This window comes from Methanosarcina sp. WWM596 (assembly GCF_000969965.1).
Classification (GTDB): Archaea; Halobacteriota; Methanosarcinia; order Methanosarcinales; family Methanosarcinaceae; genus Methanosarcina.
In genome coordinates this window covers 3,743,865-3,764,597 of record NZ_CP009503.1, presented here as the reverse complement: position 1 = coordinate 3,764,597, position 20,733 = coordinate 3,743,865, and the positions used below count along the sequence as shown (strand labels likewise).

The window sequence follows — 20,733 nt, the reverse complement described above, 5'->3', positions numbered from 1 at the left end:
TAAGTTAATGGAAACTTCATCAATTTAAGTTCTATGCCTGATTTTTTGTCGAATACGATTATTCAGCTTTTGAAGCAAATAGGATGATTTTCAGTGTGAGCTGGCACTAAGTTTGAAATAGAGCTTTTAAATGTTTGTAGATAAATATAATTATGTATACGACATTATAATACGTTAAATATGTAATAGATTTTTCCAAAATTAGGGTAAATTGGAAAGATCATTAATTTAAAATAAAAATGTGGGGGTAATCAGTACGGTTAAGATAGAACTCTTGGATAGTATATACGGTATGTTTGATCAGTTGATAGCGTTTATTCCGACATTGGTAGCCATAATTCTTCTTCTTGTTATAGGAATAATATTGGGAAAGTTTCTTGGAAAGATCGGTGCGAAAGTACTGGACAAAATAGGACTTGATGATCTGGTTGACAGAACCGTGATAGGTGGAATGATAAAAAAAGGACAGATGAGTACAGTCGGTTTTTTTGATGCAATAATCCGCTGGTTCATTTATATTATCTTCGCCTTAATCATTCTGGATATTCTGAACATTGGGGTAGTGAATAATTTCGTTGATCTTGTAATATTCTACGTCCCACTTGTGATCTCTGCTGTCGTTGTCCTGCTTATAGGTTTGCTGATTGTGGACTTTATTAGCGACCTGCTCCAGAAAGTGATTATTTCAACCGGAATAGATGAAAAACTTGAAAAGACAACTTTTGGAGCTTCAATTAGATCCGGGGGACTGACGGTTTCAGACATCGTAGCTGGAATAGTTAGGATATTTGGGTATCTGATCTTCCTCACGGCTGCGTCTGATATCCTGAAGCTAAATATGATTACTGTTCTGTTGATAAGTATTACTCAATACTTGCCACGTGTTATCATAGCTATCCTGATCCTGGTAATAGGAATTCTTTCTATAGACATAGTAATGGACTACCTGAGAGGTACTGTCAAAGGCATGGAAATAGAAGGGGCAGATATCATTCTCCCACTCCTCAGAGGCTTCCTGCTTCTTATTCTGGTTCTGGTCGCCCTGAATACAATGCTAATTGATACCAGTATTCTCTACCTGTTCTTCGGACCGCTGGCATGGGGAATTGCAATTGTGGTTGCATTCAAATACGGAGTCAAAGATGCAATCGTTGCGTATGCAAAAGAAAGGAAGTAATCGCTTCCTTTCATTTTTTATTTAAAGCATTGTTCCTGGCTTATAAATAATTTATATATAAAATATGTGTTGAACCTATATTATACAGGTTTTTTTTCAACTTTGGAAGGCTATTTTTCAGAGACAAATAAAAAATAATAATTATTATATCCATTTTTGACTTTTCCTGCAATTAATATTTTTTTATTGAGAGAAAGGTTGTATCTATTTTTCGAAAAAGACTAATAAAGAGACATAGGGGTTTAAACCTCAATATGGATGGGAAAGAAGATTTTCTCCAGGAAAAATTAGGTAAAAAAACTGAATGTTCAGATAGCGGATTAAAGGACTTTTCTTATTATATGATTTAAAAGAATTTTTATAAAAATATAGTCTATCATTATAAAATAATATTAATAAGAAAATACAAATACTCTTTGTATGATATATAATATTAGAAGTCATACCAATTCACACGAAATAAAACTTCAGCCAGACAAAAACGGGGTTCAGATTTAATAAGAATAGTAATAAAATAGAATTAGGGTCTGCTGAAGGGAAAAAATTGGGGGAATTTAGATTAGATCAGGATTTACCAGCTTAGCTTGTGTTTTAATTGTTTTTTTGTTATTAAGTGCAGCTACCTGTACCGGTTCGGCACAGGATGACGGAACAACTACCATAATGAACCTGATAGGGGAAAATGGAAATTTTACTATTATCTCAGGTTACTTCAATAACAGCAGCCTCAATACTACCCTGGCCGGGGACGAACCGCATACTGTGTTTGTTCCGAAGGACGACGCTTTTAAGAATGTATCGGAAAGCACTCTTGAAGCTCTAATGAAAGACCCTGCAGCACTTGAACAGATGCTCCTTTATCACGTCACAAACGGGACCCTGATGGCCGAAAACCTGGCCAACGTAAGCAATATTACAACCCTTCAGGGAAGCGAACTGCCGGTCAATGTCACAGACGAAAGGACATTTGTAGGGGAGGCAGAGGTTCTCCAGGCGAACCTTACAGCAGACAACGGGGTTGTACATGTCATTGATGCCGTGCTGATCCCGCCAAAAGCCCCATCTGAAGAAAAGGATATTATCGAAACCGCAACAGAAGATGGAAACTTTACGACTCTTCTGACAGCAATTAGGGCTGCAAACCTTACTGACACTCTGAAAGGGGAAGGTCCTTACACGGTCTTTACTCCGACAGATGAGGCTTTTAACGCCCTGCCAAACGGCACAATCGAATCTCTCCTTAACGACACTGATACGTTGACAAAAATTCTCCTCTACCACGTTGCGAGCGAGAGGCTGATGGCAGAAGATGTTGTTAACATAACCAACATTAAGACCCTTCAGGGTAGTGACATTCCTGTCAATGTCACTGAGGAAGGAGTGTTTGTAGGAGACGCACAGATTATAATGAAGGATGTAAATGCCAGCAATGGAGTGATACACGCTATAGATGTAGTCCTTATCCCGCCTGAACCTGCGCCAGAACAAAATCTGACAGTACTCTATAACGACACTGTAAACCTGACTGAAGAAAACGTCAAGTTCAGGAATGCTTCCCTGAATTATACAATAGCCAATCTCACAGACTTCGGAGCTTTATATGCAACAGGACTCGACTTTAACGCAGCCTTAGCGCAGAACATGACCGGAAATGTGACTAACATGACCAATGTGCCGTTTGTGTTTAAGAGCATAGAAGGAGTCGAGAATAATAACACTACCGGAGAGATGTGGTTTGTCTACATCAACGGAGAGCCGGCCAAAGAGTACTTCGGTATAAACCCGGTAAGTTACGGGGACAAACTCAACTTCTGGTACACAACAGGGAAAAGCGGAGAAGCCTTAATCGAGAATGCAACCTATGTGATTAACATCACAATCGCCGAAATGATGGCGAAAGATACCATTATTGAGGCGGCCCAGAACCAGACGAGATTAGCCACATTTGTAAATGCAACCGAAACTGCAAACCTGACAGAGACCCTGAACGGAACAGAACCTTATACTGTTTTTATTCCGAGTAACGAAGCCTTCAATGAGCTGCCGGTAGAAACCCGTAATAAGCTAATGAACAACACCACCCTGCTCAGGAATGTTCTCTCTTACCACGTATTGAGTGGAAAGTATGTCCGCAAGCAACTTGCCAGTATGAATACCGTCAATAACATTCAGGGCGATGCGCTTCAAATCAAAATGGTAGGGGAGAATATCACAATACAAAACGCAATTGTTACACAGATAATTGTTGTAAACAATGGGGTTATCTGCATAATTGATAAAGTGCTCATCCCTCCAGACAGCGGACTTCTTTCCGATGGAAACCAGACAGATGGAAACCAGACAGATGGAAACCAGACAGATGGAAACCAGACAGATGGAAACCAGACAGATGGAAACCAGACAGATGGAAACCAGACTGAAGATCAGGCAGGAAACTGGTACTTCTTCTCGATTCCCTTCAAAGCCAACAATACGAGCGTTGATTATCTGCTTTCGGATGTAAACTATACCTCCCTGATTTACTACAACGCCTCAACCAGACTCTTTGAAGATGTCTCAAACATTGAACCTCTAAAAGGATACTGGATCAATGTTCCCAACGGAACCGAATTCAATGCTTCGGAACAGTTTGCTTCGGTTGAGAAAAAGCAGGTCACTGTTCCACCGAGCCTGCAAACCTATCCGGGCTGGAACGCACTGGGTTCACCTGTAAACGAGACAATCTCTGCGGAAATTGCATTTACGACCATTGACAGCTCGTATACAAAAATTGTGGGCCCCTGGGTGTCGGGCAACAACACTACAGGCCACTACCAGTATGTAGGTTACAATGGCTTTAACGGAACATTAGGTGAGAACCAGCTTGGAACGGAAGAATTTGAAGTCAAACCCTATGAGGGGTACTGGGTTTTTGTGAAAGAGGAAAATCTGTACGCCTGAGGAGGTCACCTGAAAGATAGTGTATAAGAAACATAATAAACCACTGAGAGACCAGTAAAAGCCGAAAAAACGTCCTTATAAGAGAAAAAAGGAGGCTTCCATTTATGGAAACTTCTTTTTTACTTAAATCTCTTTTTTACTTAAATTTACTTCTTATTTTAATTATATTTCCTTGTCCAACTGACTTTTAATCCATCCCAAAGGCTTCAATTCCCTTTTAGAGAACTTTCTTCGCACTTCTTTAGTTTCTTAGTTTTTAAAATCAATATTTATATAAAGCTTCCTGCCAATGGTTGAGCGCATGCCAACCCTGGATACTTTGAACGAGACTCTGAACGATACTGCGAATAAGACTCTTGGAGAAAACATTTCTAACTTTGACAGATTATTAAATGATATATTCAGCTGGTTCTCAGGTAACCTCGGTACACTGATATTTATAATATTCATAGGCATTGGCACCATACTTGTCGCAAGGACTGTAAACCACCTTATGGAAAGTTACTTCACAAAAGCAAGCAGCAAGCTGCGGATGGATATCACGGCTTTCCGGATGTTCAGGCACATTACGGTTGCAGCGATCTACTTTATCGGGCTGGTTGTTATAATATTCATCATTCCTGGCTTGCACACTCTCTCTGTAGCTCTCTTTTCTGGGGCAGGGCTTGCTGCCATCGTCATCGGTTTTGCAGCCCAGAGCACGCTGAGCAATATTATTGCAGGAATCTCCCTTGCCCTTTTTCAACCTTTCAGGGTTGGAGACCGGCTGAATATTATGAACGAATACGGAAAGGTTACGGACCTCAACCTCAGACATACGGTAATCATAACCTGGGATAACAGGCGCCTTATAATTCCCAACTCGATAATCAGCAACGAAGCGATTATCAACTGGACCATAGAAGACCCTGCGGTTATCTGGCCAATAAACATCGGAATTAGTTATGACTCTGATATTAGCCTGGCAAAAAAAATCATGATTGAAGAAGCCAGAAAGCATCCAATGGTAATGCCTCACCAGGCCATGGAGCACAGCATTGTAAAGCCAAGTTTCCTCAAACCCGAGACTTTTGCAAACGGATTAATGGACCTGTCCGTGCTACATACTATAGACCCGGATTTCAGGGACAGAGGAGAAGTTAATGTATACGTTACAGAACTTGGGGATTTTGCAGTAAATCTCCGCCTGCTGGTCTGGTTTAAGGATAGGGGCGATGCATATAGTTCGGGCTGTGAATTAATGGAAGCAATTAAAAGGCGCTTTGACAGTGAAGGTATTGAAATTCCATTCCCTTACAGAACTATTGTGTACAAGAACGATATCGAGAAAGAAAAAGCTTCTGGAAAATCCGCTGCAGACAGGAGTAAAACGGAATATGCTCCAAGAAGAAGGCTAACCGATATTGATGATGAAACAGATCAATAAAACAGGGTAATAAAACAGGGTAATAAAACAGGATAATAAAACAGGGTAATAAAACAGGATAATAAAACAGGGTAATAAAACAGGATAATAAAACAGGTAACGAAAGGAAGCTTAAATGATGAAAGGGTTTTAAAGCTCCCTTTCATCGATTACTCTTTTTGTCTTTTTCATGCTTCTTGGAAGTTCCCCTATTTTTACACCTTCAATATCCACGGTAACCCCTATAAAATCCTTGAAGGCTTTTCCCAGGGCTTTTTTGGTTTTTTCTTTCTTTGAGAGGTCTTCAGCTTCTTCGATTTCTACTCTGAAGAGCATACTGTCCCTGCCGTCTTTGCGGGTAAGGAGGATCTGGTATTCACTGCTTACTCCGGGGACCCTGTGGGTAATATCCTCTATCTGGCCCGGGTAGATATTTACGGCCTTGAATTTTATGCGGTCGTCAGACCTCCCGAGGATCCTGTCAATTCTCGGGAAGGGGCAGCCGCATTTGCAGTGCCCTGGAATTATTCGGGTCAGGTCTCTTGTCCTGTAGCGAATCAGAGGAGCTCCTTCCTTTGTGAGGGTGGTTATTACAAGCTCTCCGAGAGTGCCATCAGGCAGCTGCTCACCGGTAATTGGGTCGATGATTTCAAAAAGCAGGTGGTCAGACCAGTAATGCATCCCTTCGTGGTAGGAGCAGTCAAGGGCAATTCCGGGCCCGTAGATTTCGGTCAGCCCGTAGATGTCAAAAGTCTCGATCCCGAGTTCGGTTTCGATCCTGCTGCGCATCTTTTCGCTCCAGCGCTCTGAACCGATAATTCCTACCCGGAGATTGATCCGGTCCTTCAAGCCGCGCTTTTCGATCTCTTCGGCAAGCAAAAGTGCATATGAAGAGGTGCTTGCAAGGGCTGTGGTCTTGAGGTCAGTAAGCATTTCAAGCTGTTTTTCGGTGTTTCCGGGGCCTGTGGGGATTGCCATTGCTCCAAGGCGCTCGGCTCCGAGCTGGAACCCTATTCCTGCAGTCCAGAGCCCGTATCCGGGCGTTATCTGGATCCTGTCCTGGTTGGTAAGGCCCGCCAGCATGTAGCAGCGCATCATCTGCTCGGCCCAGACATCAACATCTTTGCGGGTATAGGGGATAATGACAGGTTTGCCGGTTGTCCCGGAGGACGAATGGATTCTTACGATTGCGGAATCCGGCACTGCCTGCAGCCCGAGGGGATAGGCGTCCCTAAGTTCCTCTTTGTGTGTGAAAGGCAGGAGTTTCAGGTCTTCAAGTGACCGGATTTTTTCGATATCAACGTTTGCTTCCCTGAACTTCTTCTGGTAAAAGGAGCTACCTTCAACCACGCGTTTAAGCAGGTTCTTCAGTTTTGCAAGGGTATCATCTTCCGAGAGTTTGGGATGGTAGAGCTGGACATCCGGATCGAGCTCAGATTCCAAAGATGCTTCATACATTTGATTTCACCTTCTGTTCCTGGTCCGGGTGCCCGGAGCTTAGCTTAATTTTTTTGATCGCACCTTCAAACACAGCCCTGTTTACAGCCCTGTGTTTTTCAGGAATTTCGGTTTCAAGTACTGCCAGAATAATTTCTTTTGAAAAAGGCAACATATCCGTGCCTGCAGCCGCTCCCAGCATTGCAACGTTCGCAGCCCGGTACGTGCCTGCTTCTTCTGCAAGCTGTGTAAAATCGAGGCAAAGTATACCCGGAACGTGGGCTTCCAGAAAAGCCAGCAAAGCTTCGGGGACATATTCGGGACTTCCCGGAGGTTTTGATGCAGGGGGTATGGCATGAGAGTTTACCAGGATTTTTCCGCCTTTTTTCAGGAAAGGCAGATTTCTTATGGTTTCTGCGGGTTCAAGCCCTATAATCAAGTCTGCATGCCCTGTAGGGATAAGGGAACCCGAAATCTCATCTCCAATCCTTATATGGCTACTTACCGAACCTTCTCTCTGGGACATGCCTATGGTTTCAGCAGTGCTCACCCGGAACCCGGCTTTCATTGCAGCAAGTGCGAACATGCGGGAAGCAAGCACAACACCCTGCCCTCCGACGCCTGCAATCAGAATATCATACTTCATTCCTTCACCCTTCATTCCTTCACCCCGTCTTCCCTTATGGCTCCTGAAGGACAGATCTGTGCACAGAGCCCGCAACCGCTACAGCTGTCCTGGATAAGAGGTTTATCTTCTCCTGCAGGGAGGAATATTGCGGGGCATCCGAGCTGCTTTACGCAGAACCCGCAGCCTGTACAGATTTCAGGATCAATTGTAAGTCTTGTCCCGGATTTTGTAATTCCTACACATTTTCCTTTAAACACGATTGCCGAAGGCCCTTTAAATTCCATGGCTTCCTTTGCCGCCTCCACGCAGTTTTCCAGGCTACCTGTTTCCACGGTCCTTACGAACTCAACTCCACAGCTCCGAACCACATTGGCAATGTCAATGGCTTTTGAGGCACTTCCAAGGGCAGTTACTCCTATTCCGGGATGGGGCTGGTGCCCTGTCATGGCAGTTGTACGGTTGTCAAGAACGGCAAGGGTAACATCGGCTCCATTGTAGACTGCGTTTACCACAGCAGGGATGCCTGAATGGAAGAAGGTCGAATCCCCGACAAAAGCTACCTGCTTTACTTCAGGATTTGTGCGGGAAAGCCCGGCGGCAATACTCATTCCTGCCCCCATACAGAGGCAGGTATCAACCATGTTGAGAGGAAAGGCGTTTCCAAGGGTATAACAGCCGATATCCCCGGAAAAGATAGTTTCAACCTGGGAGCCATTTTTAAGCTGTTTTGCAGCCTGCTTAAATGCGTAAAAAACGGTCCTGTGCATGCAGCCCGCACAGAGGGTCGGAGCCCGGACCGGCAGGGGTGGGAGCTCTTCCCTTAAAACGGCAGGAGAAGCATGGGAAAGGTGGGAAGGTTCTCCAAGGTCTGCAAGCACTTTGTTGATACCGTCAATAACAAGATCCACATTATATTCCCCACTCACCGGGAAAAACCCGTTCTTTTTTCCATAGATATCAACAGGCAGGTGAGCCCTTCCAGTAAGCTGGAGGACCTGTTCCTCGAGGTATGGGTCAAGTTCTTCGACCACGATCAGTTTTTCGATGCCCTTTAAAAAGGAAAGAGCTGCCTTTTCAGGGAACGGATACACTGTCCCAACCCTGAAGAGGGTGAAAAGCTCTTCAAAGCCCTTTACAGCCTCCTTTACGTAGAGGGCAGAAACTCCTGAGGCTATAATCCCTATTTTTCCGTTTCCCGATAAGGAATTGTACGGAAGCCCTGAAAAGCGCTCGGAAAGCTGCACCTGCATGTCCTCAAGCCAGGGATGCCTCTCGGCAGTAAGCCGTGGGAAAATCGTCCAGCGCCTGTCCTTTGTAAAGCCTTCACAGGAAGCTTCAACCGGGGCAGGTTCTGCAATTGCGAGTTCCACATCCCCGCAACTGTGGGAAACCCTTGTGGTAGTCCTGAGGATGACCGGAATTTCGAATTCGTGCGAAAGCTCAAAAGCCAGCTTCGTAAGCTCATACGCTTCCTGAGGGTTTGCAGGGTCAAGGACAGGGATATTTGCAAAATGCCCGAAAGCTCTGGTATCCTGCTCGGTCTGAGAGGAATGAGGCCCCGGATCATCTGCAACAAGCAGGACAAGAGCCCCTGTTACCCCTATGTAGGTCAGGCTCATAAGGGGATCGGATGCTACATTTAACCCTACCTGCTTCATGGTCACAAGCACCCTTGCCCCGGAATAAGCCGCCCCCACAGCCGTTTCAAGTGCAACCTTTTCGTTGCTCGACCATTCGGTATAAATCCCGCACCTGTCCGCATACCGGATAATTGTCTCCAGAGCTTCGGTCGAGGGAGTTCCCGGATACCCGGTAACTACCTGTACGCCGGCTTCTATCGCTCCAAGTGCAATGGATTCATTACCCATTAACAGTTTTTTTTCAGTCAAATAAACTCATCTCGGATCGGGTAATACTTTAACGAATTGGATAAATTTTGACAACCTCAAGCGAAATAAAATGAGGTTGAAAACGAACCTGAATACTCAATGAATTTTGTAAAATTATTTTGAGAATTCGAGAAGAATTTTAAGGAATTTTACCGCTGCTCTCACTTCAGAAACATGATGTTCATCTATATACAATGTTGTGGGAAGAAGTACGTAAAATTCGAATATAAAGGTTTTGTTTTATGAGTCTGTGGAGCAATAAAACCTTTACCTACCCGAACGAATAAAATAAATTGCGAAAATCAAAATTGATTGGCACATCTTATTATTAAATTAAACCAAACATTTCTCCAAATAACTATCACAGTAGCTATTCCGGTCCTTTTGTTTCCGTTAACAAATGGATGCTGACCTGCTATTGTCTGCAATGATATCTCAGCATTTAAGAAAATCGGATTATCAGCTTTAATTTTATGTGAGAGCATTTGCTCAAAAATTGCTAGATCTCGCTCTAAGATGTCATAATAATCAATATTTTCTACCCATCATTGTTTTAACCGGTCAAGGAGAAGAAACATAGGAGCATACTTTTCGGTCCCAATGCTCAAAGATTGAAAAAAGGAGTATTTCAAGGAGTATTTCAAGGAGTATTTCAAGGAGTATTTCAAGGAGTATTTCAAGGAGTATTTCGATTTTTTGCCGGAAATTCTTATTTTTTGCGTTACGTATGTTTACACTCCGGCAGGTCAAATATAAATATAACTTTGTAATATTATTTACCATGAAAAATTTTGATTACATTGGAACCTGGAAAGAGGTTATAAAAAGCCCCTCTCATTTTTACAGCGAAATGCCAAAGACAGGAGGATACAGTGATCCTATCATTTTTGCAGTAATCAACATTGCCATATACTCACTTTTTTACCTGATTTTTAATCCCGGAGCTTACGATATCAAAGGATTCAGTTCTTTGATGGTATTTGCAGTTGCACTTATGACACCGGTAGCAGGTGTTATTGCTCTCCTTCTCGACGCAACACTCCTCCATATTATTCAAAAAAAGCTTGGGGGAAAGGGAACTTATGAGGGTACTGTAAGGTTCGTACTCTATGCCTCTGCTGCGACCTCCCTCCTCTGGATTCCTCTTGCAGGCGGGATTTTCGGGGTTTACCAGCTCTATCTCTATGTTGTGGGCGGCAAGTTTGTACATGACGTAAGCCTGAAGAGGTCTGCTCTGGCTATGTTTCTGTCCATTTTACTGGTAATTGTCTTTGTAGCGCTGGTTTCTTTAAGCGGCTTTGCCTGATTCTGTTATTTATTCGGTAGTGGTTCCGAATCTCCAGGTTCCCAAACCCACTTTTTACAGATGGGACTGAAACACGGATGGGCAAAATCGATTGCATATTTTCCTGCACTTCCAGGGCAGTTTCCATTCAACTATTATTTTTTCCCGTTTTTCTCCCAAAAATCACTGCAAACTGATAGTACTTATATATACAGCTAACATCACAAAAACCTGCTTCTTTAAGCCAATCAAGCTGCTTGTCCAGGCATGTATCCTTATCAAGCTTAACTCTTTCATACCCTGCCAGTATTTCTTCTTCGGGCAAGCCGCTGCTTTCGACATGCTGTCTCCAGGTCGTTTTATTCAGGTTTTCTATGAAAGGGGTTTCCCCATGTACCTAATCGGCGTTAGTGAACTACCCCTCCCTAAAACTTTCGCTTAATAGCTCAAGTTTTTGAGGGAGGTGCTTCCTGCTTCATACTAGGCGGTTGCCGTTTTTTCCTGGTCCACAGGCTCAAACTGTAGTCCCTACAGCAATTTTCTTAATATTGATAGCGGCATTAATGTCTCTATCATGCGTATTTTTGCAATCAGGACATTGCCACTCTCTAATATCTAAACTTAATTCTTGAAGTTTATAACCACACACGTTACAGGTTTTAGAGGAAGGTTCAAACATGCCTATTTTCAGTATAGTTTTTCCTACCCATTCAGCTTTGTACGTTAATTTCAGTACGAAAGAATACCATGCTGAATCACTGATAACCTGAGATAATTTGTGGTTTTTCTTTAATCCTTTAATATTGAGAGTTTCAACGGCTATTGCTTGGTTTTCGCTGATTAACCGATTTGAAACTTTATGCTGGAAATCATGCCTTTGATTACTTATTTTTTCGTGGATTTTCGTAAGTTTATAGACTGCCTTTCTCCGGTTTTTTGAACCTTTAACTTTCTTAGAAACTCTTCTTTGCAAACATTTCAATCTTTCAAGAGAGTTTTTCAGAAATTTTGGGTTATCAATTTTTTCTCCGGTAGAAAGAGTAGCAAAAGTCGTAACTCCTACATCTATTCCAATCAAGGTAGCATGAGAAAATTCTTGTTTTTCTGGAAGTTTTTCTCCATCATTTGTTAGAAAACTTATGTAGTATTTTCCTGTTGGTGTTCTGGATATAGTTATAGTTTTCAAACTTCCTTTGCTAATTTCCCTATGCATCTTAACCTTAATCCAACCAAACTTAGGCAACAAAACTTTGGAAATAGATGTATCAAGACTATAGTGTTGAGGAATCTGAAAGGAAAAATGGTGATCCTTTTTCTTTTTCTTTTGAGGATACCCAAATCCAAAATTAAAGAAGTTTGTAAAAGCTTTATTCAGATTTCTACTTGCTTGTTGCAATGCTCCTGCATTAACTTCTTTCAACCAGGGATACACTTCTTTCAAAACTAAAAGGTGATTATTAAGGTCAAACTCCGAGAGACTTATTCTGAATTTTTTATACATTAACGATTTGATTTCAAGGAGTTTATTATAGACAAAACGACAGCTACCAAAGTGTTTTTCCATAAGAGCTTTTTGCACCTTATTAGGGAAAATTCGGTATCTGTTACCTCGAAGCATCTTTATAATATACACTTTGTAACTATATAGAGATATACGAAGTTATTATCTTCGGATTGTGGGGAAGTTGACGCTCTCATCTCCCACCTGTCCAATCCGGTAGAACCGGATTGTCCGAGGAAGGAGTCTTCCCGCTTCGGGAGATAAAAACTCCTTTTTCTTTGAGTATGGAGTAACTCTTTTCGTAAAGCTCCTTTTTTTCTTCGTTTTCCAGGTGATGGATAGATACGGCTGACACTACCAGATCGTATTTTTCCGTGAAATCATATTTTGAATAGTCTGCTGCAATGTATTTTACGTTTGAGTTATTTCCAAACCTGTCTTTTGCCATATCCAGCATCTTTTCTGAGGTATCAATAAGCGTAAATGATGCTTCTGGATATCTTTTCATCAGAAATGCCGATAGAAGGCCTGTTCCAGCACCTATATCCAGGATACCTGGATTTTCAGAATCTACTGACGCCACGGATACCGCTGTTCCATAAAAGTCATCGAAGCAGGGTATAAACTTTCTTCTCTGTTCATCATACTTTTTTGAAATAGCATCAAACTTTCGTTGAATTTCGCTCATTTTTTTCCTCCAGGTTTTAGCACCCAGGAAGTGGGCTTCTGTACCTTCTTAATGCATATACCTTGTCCTGCATTTTTCCTTTTTACTGCATACACCTTTGTTCTGCATATAATTAATTCATTATTGGCCTGTTTCCCGTATCCGACATTTGTTTTCAACATCTCAAAGCTCATTTTGATAAATTCCCTATAAAACTAAAAAACTAATCTATTTATATCTCGCAGCAATGTTAGAAGCATGAATCTTGAAGATGAAGAGACAGTAAACGACGAAAAGAGCCGTGAATTTGGTATGTTGGGAGGTGTTCTGCTGGAATTACAAAGGGAAGAAATGGAGGAAACTGAGAAGTGCCTGGTAGAAACCCAGGAAACCATCATCACACAAAACACGATGGAGATTCTGACAGAGATCAATGCAACATTAAAAGAGATTGCAGAGACACAAAAGAAAATATTGGAAGAAATTAAAAAAAACAAAGCCGAATAAATTCCAATTGACACTTTCTTTTTTGGCTTTAAGAATGTTTTGATATTTTCAACTGTTATTTTCCGGGACTTAGATAGTATTCTGAGATGTAAACAGAGCTTTTTTAACCGAAATTTTGGTATCTCAGATACTGTCTGAGTCTTTCAGATACTGTCTGAGTCTTTCAGATACTGTCTGAGTCTTTCAGATACTGTTTGAGTCTTTCAGATACTGTCTGAGTCTTTCAGATACTGTCTGAGTCTTTCAGATACTGTCTGAGTCTTTCAGATACTGTTTGAGTCTTTCTGATACTGTCTGAGTCTTTCAGATACTGTCTTCAAGGTTTTTTCTTGCAGCACAACTTTCAAATGACGCATCAGCAACGGCTTTTGCAACCGCAGACACTACATGCTTCTCAAGGGGGTCCGGGATGATGTGGTCTTCGGAAAGCTCGTTGACAGTCACAACATTTGCAAGGGCATAGGCTGCTGCCATTTCCATTTCAGGCGTTATTTTCCTTGCACAGGTGCCAAGAGCCCCTTTGAAAAGTCCCGGGAAACTCAGGCAGTTATTGAGCTGGTTTGGAAAATCTGACCTGCCAGTAGCAACAATTCTTGCCCCCGCCTGCTTTGCAGCATCGGGCATGATTTCAGGGACAGGGTTTGCCATTGCCATTACAATAGCGTCTTTTGCCATCGAGCGGACCATATCTTCGGTCACGATCCCTCCGGCTGAGACCCCTATAAAAAGATCCGCCCCCGGGAAAGCTTCTTTGAGCCCACCTCTTATTTTTTCAGGGTTTGTAAGCTTTGCAATTTCCTCTTTTATATAGTTCATGCCTTCTTCTCGCCCCTCGTACACAATTCCCTTACTGTCACAGGCAAGAATTTTTGCAGGATCTGCACCTGCCCGGACCAGGAACCTGAGAATTGCAACCCCTGCAGCCCCGAGCCCTGAGATAACTATTTTTAACCCACCCAGCTCCTTTTTCACTACTTTAAGGGCATTCAGAAGCCCGGCAAATACGACAATGGCTGTCCCGTGCTGGTCATCGTGGATGACAGGAAGGTCGAGCTCTTCCCGAAGCCGAGTCTCGATTTCAAAACAGCGGGGGGCACTGATATCTTCAAGGTTGATGCCCCCGAAAGCCGGAGCCAGGTATTTTACCGCTTTTATCACTTCTTCGGTATCCTGGGTGTCAAGGCAGATAGGAAAAGCGTCTATACCGGCAAATTCTTTAAAGATAATCGCTTTTCCTTCCATAACCGGCAGAGCTGCATATGGCCCTATGTTTCCAAGCCCGAGCACTGCTGACCCGTCCGTTACGACAGCAACTGTATTTTTCTTAAGGGTATAAAGGTAGACAAGACTGGGGTTCTCGCTTATTTTCCGGCACGGCTCGGCAACTCCGGGCGTATAGACAACGCTGAGATCGTGGATTGTACGGAGGCGGACCTTGCCTGCAACTTCAAGTACACCCCCAAGCCTCCTGTGCATTGCAAGCGATTCCTGATATAATGAAGCGTGCGTGTCGCTATCCTTTTTCATACCCTTACCGGCGTCCTTTTGAGAAGCTCCTTCAGAGTCCTTCTCCATATTTTCTCCCAGTTCTCTTTCCGAACCTAAAACCAGATGAACGTCTCTTATTTCGAAAACCTCCTGTGCTACAGCAAACCTGTGTCCGGAGAGAGAAAACTCCGGAAAAACTACCTGTAAGAAATATAATGCTACATAATAATTTGTGGAAATAATAGATAAACCCAATGGGGGAGGTAAAATGAACTCGACTAAAAAACACAGGTTCAGGTTGCAGTTTAGAAATATAAAAATTAAGAGAGAATTTTTTCCTTTATTTCTTCCCCAGATTATTTCTTGGAATTCATATCCCGCTTTCCAGAAAAAGATATACCATTTCAGGAGAATTACTCTGTATGCAGATTAAAGGAATTGCCCGGGATACTCTTGATTTTATCCTCGAAGCCAGCAAATCAATGGCTCCGGAAGAGTTTGCCGGGCTTTTACAGGAGAAAAACGGAATAATCACCGAGGTGCTTATCCTTCCCGGAACCGAATCAAGCGACTCAAATGCAGTCCTCAGACTTTTCATGATGCCGAATGTAAAAGCCACAGGATCGGTCCACAGCCATCCGGGAGCAAACCGAAGGCCCTCACAAGCCGACCTGCGCCTGTTTTCAAAAACCGGAAACTGCCATATTATAGCGGGACGCCCATACAACAGGGAGAGCTGGACCTGTTATGACCGGAAAGGAAATGTCAGGGAACTTCCTGTCCTTGATGTAGAATTCGAAGAGGACGAGGAGGTTTGAGAAGATAAAAAATTATATGGCTGCTCCCCCTGCAACATGAAGTTATTATTCCAATAGACACCTGGACAACATCAAGCTAATATCCCTGCTTACATCAAGCTAATATCCCTGCTTACATCAAGCTAATATCCCTGATTACATCAAGCTAATATCCCTGCTTTATTCTCCGGAATGACACCTTTACTGTTTTTTCATCATAACTCCTGAAAAAGCAGCATTTTCCTCTAAACTCACCTGCTGCCTACCTTATTGCCTACCAAAAACATTTTATTCATATATACACATTATTTATGGGATACATCCTTCACCTTTATTAAAAGAGGAGCGACTTCCGCTTCAAAGATTGTGTCCCGGAAATAACACATCTGAAACTCAAGAACCAGATGGCCTTCACGTATCTGGAGGTAGTAATCCTAATGCCTACATGCCAAGACTGCAGATTTTATACGGCTATTGATGAAATAAAGGGCGAATGTTTTAGCCTAGGATTTGAAGTACGCGGGAAAACCGATTCCAAGAAATGCCCGGAGCGGGCTTTCAGGCAAAATAAAGGTCCCAAATCGAAAAAAACCGGAGCGGCAAGGTATTAAATATAAATGACGGATCGGGGATGAAAAAAGCTCTATTAAATGAGGTTAAAAGTGTAAAAATTCATTAATCAAGCCTCCAGCTGGACAAAATACCGGAAAGCGCAAAAAATCTTTTTTTTGCTTGCCGGACTCTAATGGATTTTGAATTAAGTCCCATTCAATATTTCCTTTTTATATATCCTTTTTTATCTTTATGTATCATATTTGTTGATATCTGCTTGCTAATCTGCTTGCTAATCTGCTTGCTAATCTGCTTACTGATATCTGCTTGCTAATCTGCTTGCTAATCTGCTTACTGATATCTGCGATTTCATCCAGTTTTCAGCTGTTTTGTTCTTTCTTCTCGGGCACAGTATCGCCACAATCCCTTTTCACGCCGTTTATCGGAATTGTGAAAGCAAAGGTGCTCCCCTCTCCAGGACTGCTCCTGAACCAGACATATCCTCCATGCAGGCGTACAATCTGCTTAACTAAAGAAAGGCCAAGCCCAGTTCCCTGGAATTTTTTTGAAGAAAAGGAATCAACCTGGCTGAAGGACTTGAAAAGCTTATTCTGGTCCTCAGCCTTGATCCCGATTCCGGTATCCTTAACCGTAATTTCTACCAGGTCTCCTTTTATTCTTGCCCCTATCTTTACAGAGCTGTTTTCATAGGAGAACTTTATGGCATTATCGACGAGGTTGTACATAATCTGGACAAACCTGGCCTCATCCGCGCGGATGCTGGTAAGCTTGCTATCCATATAGATTTCAATTTGAATATTCTTCCGGCCTGCGATTGGAGACAGGAGATATTTTATCGTGTCAAGTTTACTGGAAAGTTTAAACTCCTTATAATCAAGCTCCATTTTTCCGGCTTCTATTTTAGAAATGTCCAGAATGTCATTGATCAGATTCAGAAGGTGCTTTCCACTCCTCGAAATATTGCCTGTGTACTTTAACTGCTTTTCATTCAACTCTCCAAAAACCTGTTCATGCAGCAGGTCTGAGAAACCTATGATTGAGTTAAGTGGAGTTCTCAGTTCATGGCTAATATTTGCCAGGAATTCACTCTTGGTATGGTTTGCAATTTCTGCTATTTGTTTTTCCCGAAGAAGTTTTTCTATTGCTTTTCTTTCAGTAATGTTACTGCAGGTTTCCATAACCCCTATAATCCTGCCATATTCGTCAGTCACCGGGATAGCCTGGATAAACCAGGAGTTTCCGTCCTCTACAGTAAACTCCCCTGACACTTTATTTCCTGATGCAAAGATATCTTCAAGCGGCAGGTGTTCAACCAGTGAGCCGCCCATACCCGGAGTATCTGTAAGGTGGATTCCCCTTACTTTTTCAAGATCCATCTGCATATATTCAAGAGCGGCTTTGTTTGCCCAGACGATGTTAAGCTGGGGGTTTACGAAAATAACCAGCTCGTTTAAAGAATCAAGCAGGACTTTCTTTTCCCGCTCCTGTGCCCTTAATCCCTGCTCTGCCAGGTGGATTTCACTTAACATCCCGTTTATTTCTCTTGACAGACGATAGAGTTCATCATTATCTTTGAGAACCAATCTTCTGGAAAGGTCTTTTTCCGACCTGACTTTTGTAACGAAATTGTCAATCTCAACCAGTCTTGAAACAAAGAGATTGTCAAGTGCAAATTTAACTCCGACCCCTGTCACAAGCCCGGTTAGCAAAAGGAAAAAATACATGTAATTCAGGGTTCTTTTGCCGTTCAAATAGAGGTCTCTTGGGAAATCAGCTCTCATAATAAGGGCAGACTGGCCTGAAACATCCATTAACTCAAAATAACCTGCGATTCTATTTTCACTAACGGGTTCAACAATATTCCTTTCCGTGAATTCGGAAAAACGTTGAAAATTTACCTGGAAATCGGAAGGCATATCTTTATCTACCCTATACATTAAAATTGAAGAGCAGGTATTTTCTCTGAAATAATCAAGAAGGCCCCTGTCAAAGTACCTCCCGAAAATTAAAGTGCCCTTCACAGGCCCCTCATATTTTGTCGTAAGGATCGGATGGCAGGAAATGTACATGGGATCTTCATCGAGCAAAACATAGCCTTTTATATCGTCATCTTCTGATTTTGTGGAAAGGACACCGCTTTCTACCAGTTCAAGAAGTTTTTCCGGAACTGGCTTTTCTTCACCTGTGTTAATGTCTATCGATTTTGCATAAGTAAGGAATCCGGTATCATTCACAAAAAGCATAACATTTACTTTAAGTCCGGCAAGGGTCTGATTCTGAAGGTCAACATTTATGTATTCCTGATTTCTATCTTCAATAAACTGGTAAGTATCATCCCAACAGGCCCAGTCCTGAACCATGTTATCAAGATAACTCTGTTCGGTAGAAACCACATTCTGTACCTTTTCTACATTCTTCAATGTATCAGCCTGTTCAAGCTCCAAAAAATTAGAAAGCTGAACATTGTAGGTAAACGTAAATGTAGAGATAAGTACGGAAAAAATTAAAATTGTTATTATAAAAACTTTTTTACTAATATCTATTCCAGACACCCCGCAGACTAAGATAAAGACAAGCTAAAAGCAATAGGTATTAACATTAAAAAGGATAGTGAAGCATATAAACACTGGGGGTAAAATAATATAATATTTTATTGAGTTTTGACGTTTGTTCTTTCAATTTTACTCTTTAAATACATATAAAAATTTAATATGAATTTAAATAAGAATTAATAAAAATTTAAATATATCATGGGTAAAACCCTCACAATCCTGCCATCATAGATTTTGGATTCCTTATTTACACACTTATTTTAAAGACCCTGGGCATAAAAAGCAGTTGCATATATATCTGAGGTATATTCCTGCCTTATCCGCTTCTATACCCATGACTGGTAAGTCTGGATATATGCCTCCAAAGATGCTCTGGCTGACTGAACGCTGATTTGCGGGGTTATTCAGATGTGACTTCAAGGACTTCCTGGGCGATCTGGATGAGCCTGAACCAGGTGTTCAGAGCAGAACGCAGAGAAACTGCATCTTCGGCTTTAACCGTAAGTAAAAGGCAGTTTGCCCCTTCAAGGGACAAATCTATTCTTGACCTTTCAGAGAAGTTATCATTAAGTTCTGGAAGGACAGCTTGATAGATCTTTTCGGCAGTTTCGGTTTCAAATGTAAACTCTGCGGAAAGTTTCAAAGAACTCCTCCTGGGAAGAATCTGGATTTAAAAACCTTAAATTTAAACTGGATATGGATTCTAACTTTACATTTAAAAAGTTTATTCTGAAAACAACAGTCCTGAAAATGAACTCTTAAATCCGGACCTGAAATAAATAAAGTTGATATTAAAAAAAGGGATTGAAAAAGGGTGTTCGGTCAGTACTTTTTGAAACCTTTGACAGTCAGCTTAAAAAGGGACTTCCCACTGCCCATAAAATCGATCTCTTTTTCTCCTGCCGCCATCAATGTGGAACGGGGGGGGAGCTGATCGACTTTATCGCTTTCGACCCTGTTAAAATGGAAAAAAGACTCAAATGCGTCCGCAATCTCTCCCTTACCTGCAATTCCCGGTTCAACATCTGGAAACCAGTAAGAATCGATTTCCTCAGAATACCAGTCCGAAAACCTTAGAGAAAAAAGAAGTTTCCCTGTATCGTCATAAAAGCCGAGTTCCCCGGGGTTTCCGTGGTACTCTCCTACGACTATGAAAGGACCACCCTCTGCAAACTCCAGAAGCTCCTGCATGCCCATCTTACCGCGGGAAATACTTCTGCCGGCAATAAAGCGCGAAAGAAGTTTGCAAAGCGTCCGGGTCTTTGCAGAAGGTTTGCGAGAAGAAGTAACTAACATACTTCTTACTCGGCCTTGATGCGTTTGATGGTTGTAGGACGCTCTTTTACCAGGATCCTGTGTCCGCAATACGGGCACCGTATGCCTGTGTACTCGTAGTCAATTTCCACTTTCTGTTTACATCGAGTGCACTTGTAACCCATACAACCTCACATTCCTAAAAATCGTTTGTTTACTTTGCCTCAACAATGTTTTTCATGGTGCGCAGCAGGGTCTGACCAACACTTGTGGATGGGATATAAGTCCCACCAGCGAAGGTGTGTCCGCACTTGCTGCATTTCCAGATCCCGGTTCCAATCCTTTTAACTGTGGGGCGGGCACATTTAGAGCATACATGCGGAGCTCGCATGCGTTCTTCCAGGTCTGCAACAAGCTTTCGGTCTTTTCTCCCATACCTGGGACCAAACCTGCCTGCAGATCTGGAAATTCTTCCTTTCTTAGTGAATTTTTTTGCCATCGTTATAACTCCTTGAAATGTATGTAATCAAAGTGATAGAGCCCTTAACCGATCTATGGACTGTTAGCCCAGAGACCCGGGTTCTTCTATCACCTTAATATGTGCACTTAGACCGTAATACTGGCATTTAATAT

The 20,733-nt window shown here is 42.2% G+C and carries 20 protein-coding genes; 7 read left to right on the top strand and 13 right to left on the bottom strand.

Features of this window, described 5'->3' with window-relative positions; genetic code table 11:
* Positions 1 to 292: 292 nt before the first annotated feature.
* The 3 genes from MSWHS_RS16525 (at position 293) to MSWHS_RS16515 (ending at position 5,543) form a co-directional block, all read left to right on the top strand.
* Positions 293 to 1,177 (top strand): hypothetical protein, encoded by an 885-nt coding sequence (locus tag MSWHS_RS16525; protein WP_048128371.1) that lies wholly within the window; start codon positions 293 to 295, stop codon positions 1,175 to 1,177.
* A 603-nt stretch (positions 1,178 to 1,780) separates the two neighbouring features.
* Positions 1,781 to 4,117, top strand: coding sequence for a fasciclin domain-containing protein (locus MSWHS_RS16520; RefSeq protein WP_231585493.1), 2,337 nt, complete (start codon positions 1,781 to 1,783; stop codon positions 4,115 to 4,117).
* 301 nt (positions 4,118 to 4,418) lie between these two features.
* Positions 4,419 to 5,543 carry a mechanosensitive ion channel family protein gene (locus MSWHS_RS16515; RefSeq protein WP_231585492.1) on the top strand — a complete coding sequence of 375 codons (1,125 nt, stop codon included), beginning with the start codon at positions 4,419 to 4,421 and terminating at the stop codon, positions 5,541 to 5,543.
* Positions 5,544 to 5,672: 129 nt separating this feature from the next.
* Here MSWHS_RS16515 and MSWHS_RS16510 read toward each other — a convergent pair whose 3' ends face one another.
* The 4 genes from MSWHS_RS16510 to MSWHS_RS22480 form a co-directional block, all read right to left on the bottom strand.
* Entirely contained in the window at positions 5,673 to 6,980 is a 1,308-nt protein-coding gene (locus MSWHS_RS16510) for a phenylacetate--CoA ligase family protein (protein WP_048128376.1), read from the bottom strand.
* Positions 6,973 to 7,605 carry an indolepyruvate oxidoreductase subunit beta gene (locus MSWHS_RS16505; protein WP_048130413.1) on the bottom strand — a complete coding sequence of 211 codons (633 nt, stop codon included), beginning with the start codon at positions 7,603 to 7,605 and terminating at the stop codon, positions 6,973 to 6,975. The genes MSWHS_RS16510 and MSWHS_RS16505 overlap by 8 nt, the downstream gene beginning before the upstream one ends.
* A gap of 11 nt (positions 7,606 to 7,616) precedes the next feature.
* A complete protein-coding gene (gene iorA / locus MSWHS_RS16500) occupies positions 7,617 to 9,476 on the bottom strand; it encodes an indolepyruvate ferredoxin oxidoreductase subunit alpha (RefSeq protein ID WP_048128378.1) in 1,860 nt (619 codons plus the stop codon).
* 302 nt (positions 9,477 to 9,778) lie between these two features.
* Entirely contained in the window at positions 9,779 to 9,973 is a 195-nt protein-coding gene (locus tag MSWHS_RS22480; RefSeq protein WP_369798994.1) for a Fic family protein, read from the bottom strand.
* Between the two features lie 284 nt (positions 9,974 to 10,257).
* On the opposite strand from MSWHS_RS22480, the gene MSWHS_RS16490 reads away from it, so the two are divergent.
* Positions 10,258 to 10,782 (top strand): YIP1 family protein, encoded by a 525-nt coding sequence (locus MSWHS_RS16490; protein WP_048128382.1) that lies wholly within the window; start codon positions 10,258 to 10,260, stop codon positions 10,780 to 10,782.
* Positions 10,783 to 10,909: 127 nt separating this feature from the next.
* Here MSWHS_RS16490 and MSWHS_RS16485 read toward each other — a convergent pair whose 3' ends face one another.
* The 3 genes from MSWHS_RS16485 to MSWHS_RS16475 form a co-directional block, all read right to left on the bottom strand.
* Positions 10,910 to 11,086 carry a hypothetical protein gene (locus MSWHS_RS16485; RefSeq protein WP_197073967.1) on the bottom strand — a complete coding sequence of 59 codons (177 nt, stop codon included), beginning with the start codon at positions 11,084 to 11,086 and terminating at the stop codon, positions 10,910 to 10,912.
* Between the two features lie 189 nt (positions 11,087 to 11,275).
* Positions 11,276 to 12,379 (bottom strand): RNA-guided endonuclease TnpB family protein, encoded by a 1,104-nt coding sequence (locus tag MSWHS_RS16480; protein WP_048159677.1) that lies wholly within the window; start codon positions 12,377 to 12,379, stop codon positions 11,276 to 11,278.
* Between the two features lie 76 nt (positions 12,380 to 12,455).
* A complete protein-coding gene (locus MSWHS_RS16475) occupies positions 12,456 to 12,950 on the bottom strand; it encodes a trans-aconitate 2-methyltransferase (RefSeq protein ID WP_082088108.1) in 495 nt (164 codons plus the stop codon).
* A 237-nt stretch (positions 12,951 to 13,187) separates the two neighbouring features.
* On the opposite strand from MSWHS_RS16475, the gene MSWHS_RS16470 reads away from it, so the two are divergent.
* Positions 13,188 to 13,436, top strand: coding sequence for a hypothetical protein (locus MSWHS_RS16470; RefSeq protein ID WP_048128384.1), 249 nt, complete (start codon positions 13,188 to 13,190; stop codon positions 13,434 to 13,436).
* Positions 13,437 to 13,739: 303 nt separating this feature from the next.
* Here MSWHS_RS16470 and MSWHS_RS16465 read toward each other — a convergent pair whose 3' ends face one another.
* The gene (locus MSWHS_RS16465; protein ID WP_231585750.1) at positions 13,740 to 14,963 is read right to left on the bottom strand and encodes an NADP-dependent malic enzyme; all 1,224 of its coding nucleotides are present in this window, start codon (positions 14,961 to 14,963) and stop codon (positions 13,740 to 13,742) included.
* 383 nt (positions 14,964 to 15,346) lie between these two features.
* Here MSWHS_RS16465 and MSWHS_RS16460 point away from each other — a divergent pair, with 383 nt between their 5' ends.
* Together MSWHS_RS16460 and MSWHS_RS21090 are read left to right on the top strand one after the other, a co-directional pair.
* A complete protein-coding gene (locus tag MSWHS_RS16460) occupies positions 15,347 to 15,742 on the top strand; it encodes a Mov34/MPN/PAD-1 family protein (protein WP_048128386.1) in 396 nt (131 codons plus the stop codon).
* Positions 15,743 to 16,158: 416 nt separating this feature from the next.
* Positions 16,159 to 16,332 carry a hypothetical protein gene (locus MSWHS_RS21090; RefSeq protein ID WP_197073966.1) on the top strand — a complete coding sequence of 58 codons (174 nt, stop codon included), beginning with the start codon at positions 16,159 to 16,161 and terminating at the stop codon, positions 16,330 to 16,332.
* Positions 16,333 to 16,653: 321 nt separating this feature from the next.
* Here MSWHS_RS21090 and MSWHS_RS16455 read toward each other — a convergent pair whose 3' ends face one another.
* From MSWHS_RS16455 to MSWHS_RS16440, 5 genes are all read right to left on the bottom strand, one after another.
* Entirely contained in the window at positions 16,654 to 18,846 is a 2,193-nt protein-coding gene (locus tag MSWHS_RS16455) for a CHASE4 domain-containing protein (RefSeq protein WP_048128390.1), read from the bottom strand.
* Positions 18,847 to 19,246: 400 nt separating this feature from the next.
* Positions 19,247 to 19,489, bottom strand: coding sequence for a KEOPS complex subunit Pcc1 (locus MSWHS_RS16450; RefSeq protein ID WP_048128392.1), 243 nt, complete (start codon positions 19,487 to 19,489; stop codon positions 19,247 to 19,249).
* Between the two features lie 179 nt (positions 19,490 to 19,668).
* Positions 19,669 to 20,142 carry an rRNA maturation protein gene (locus tag MSWHS_RS16445; RefSeq protein WP_048128395.1) on the bottom strand — a complete coding sequence of 158 codons (474 nt, stop codon included), beginning with the start codon at positions 20,140 to 20,142 and terminating at the stop codon, positions 19,669 to 19,671.
* A 5-nt stretch (positions 20,143 to 20,147) separates the two neighbouring features.
* Complete coding sequence (locus MSWHS_RS19705; RefSeq protein WP_011021777.1) at positions 20,148 to 20,285, bottom strand: DNA-directed RNA polymerase subunit P; 138 nt, start codon at positions 20,283 to 20,285, stop codon at positions 20,148 to 20,150.
* 29 nt (positions 20,286 to 20,314) lie between these two features.
* The gene (locus tag MSWHS_RS16440; protein ID WP_048128397.1) at positions 20,315 to 20,599 is read right to left on the bottom strand and encodes a 50S ribosomal protein L37ae; all 285 of its coding nucleotides are present in this window, start codon (positions 20,597 to 20,599) and stop codon (positions 20,315 to 20,317) included.
* Positions 20,600 to 20,733 lie beyond the last annotated feature (134 nt).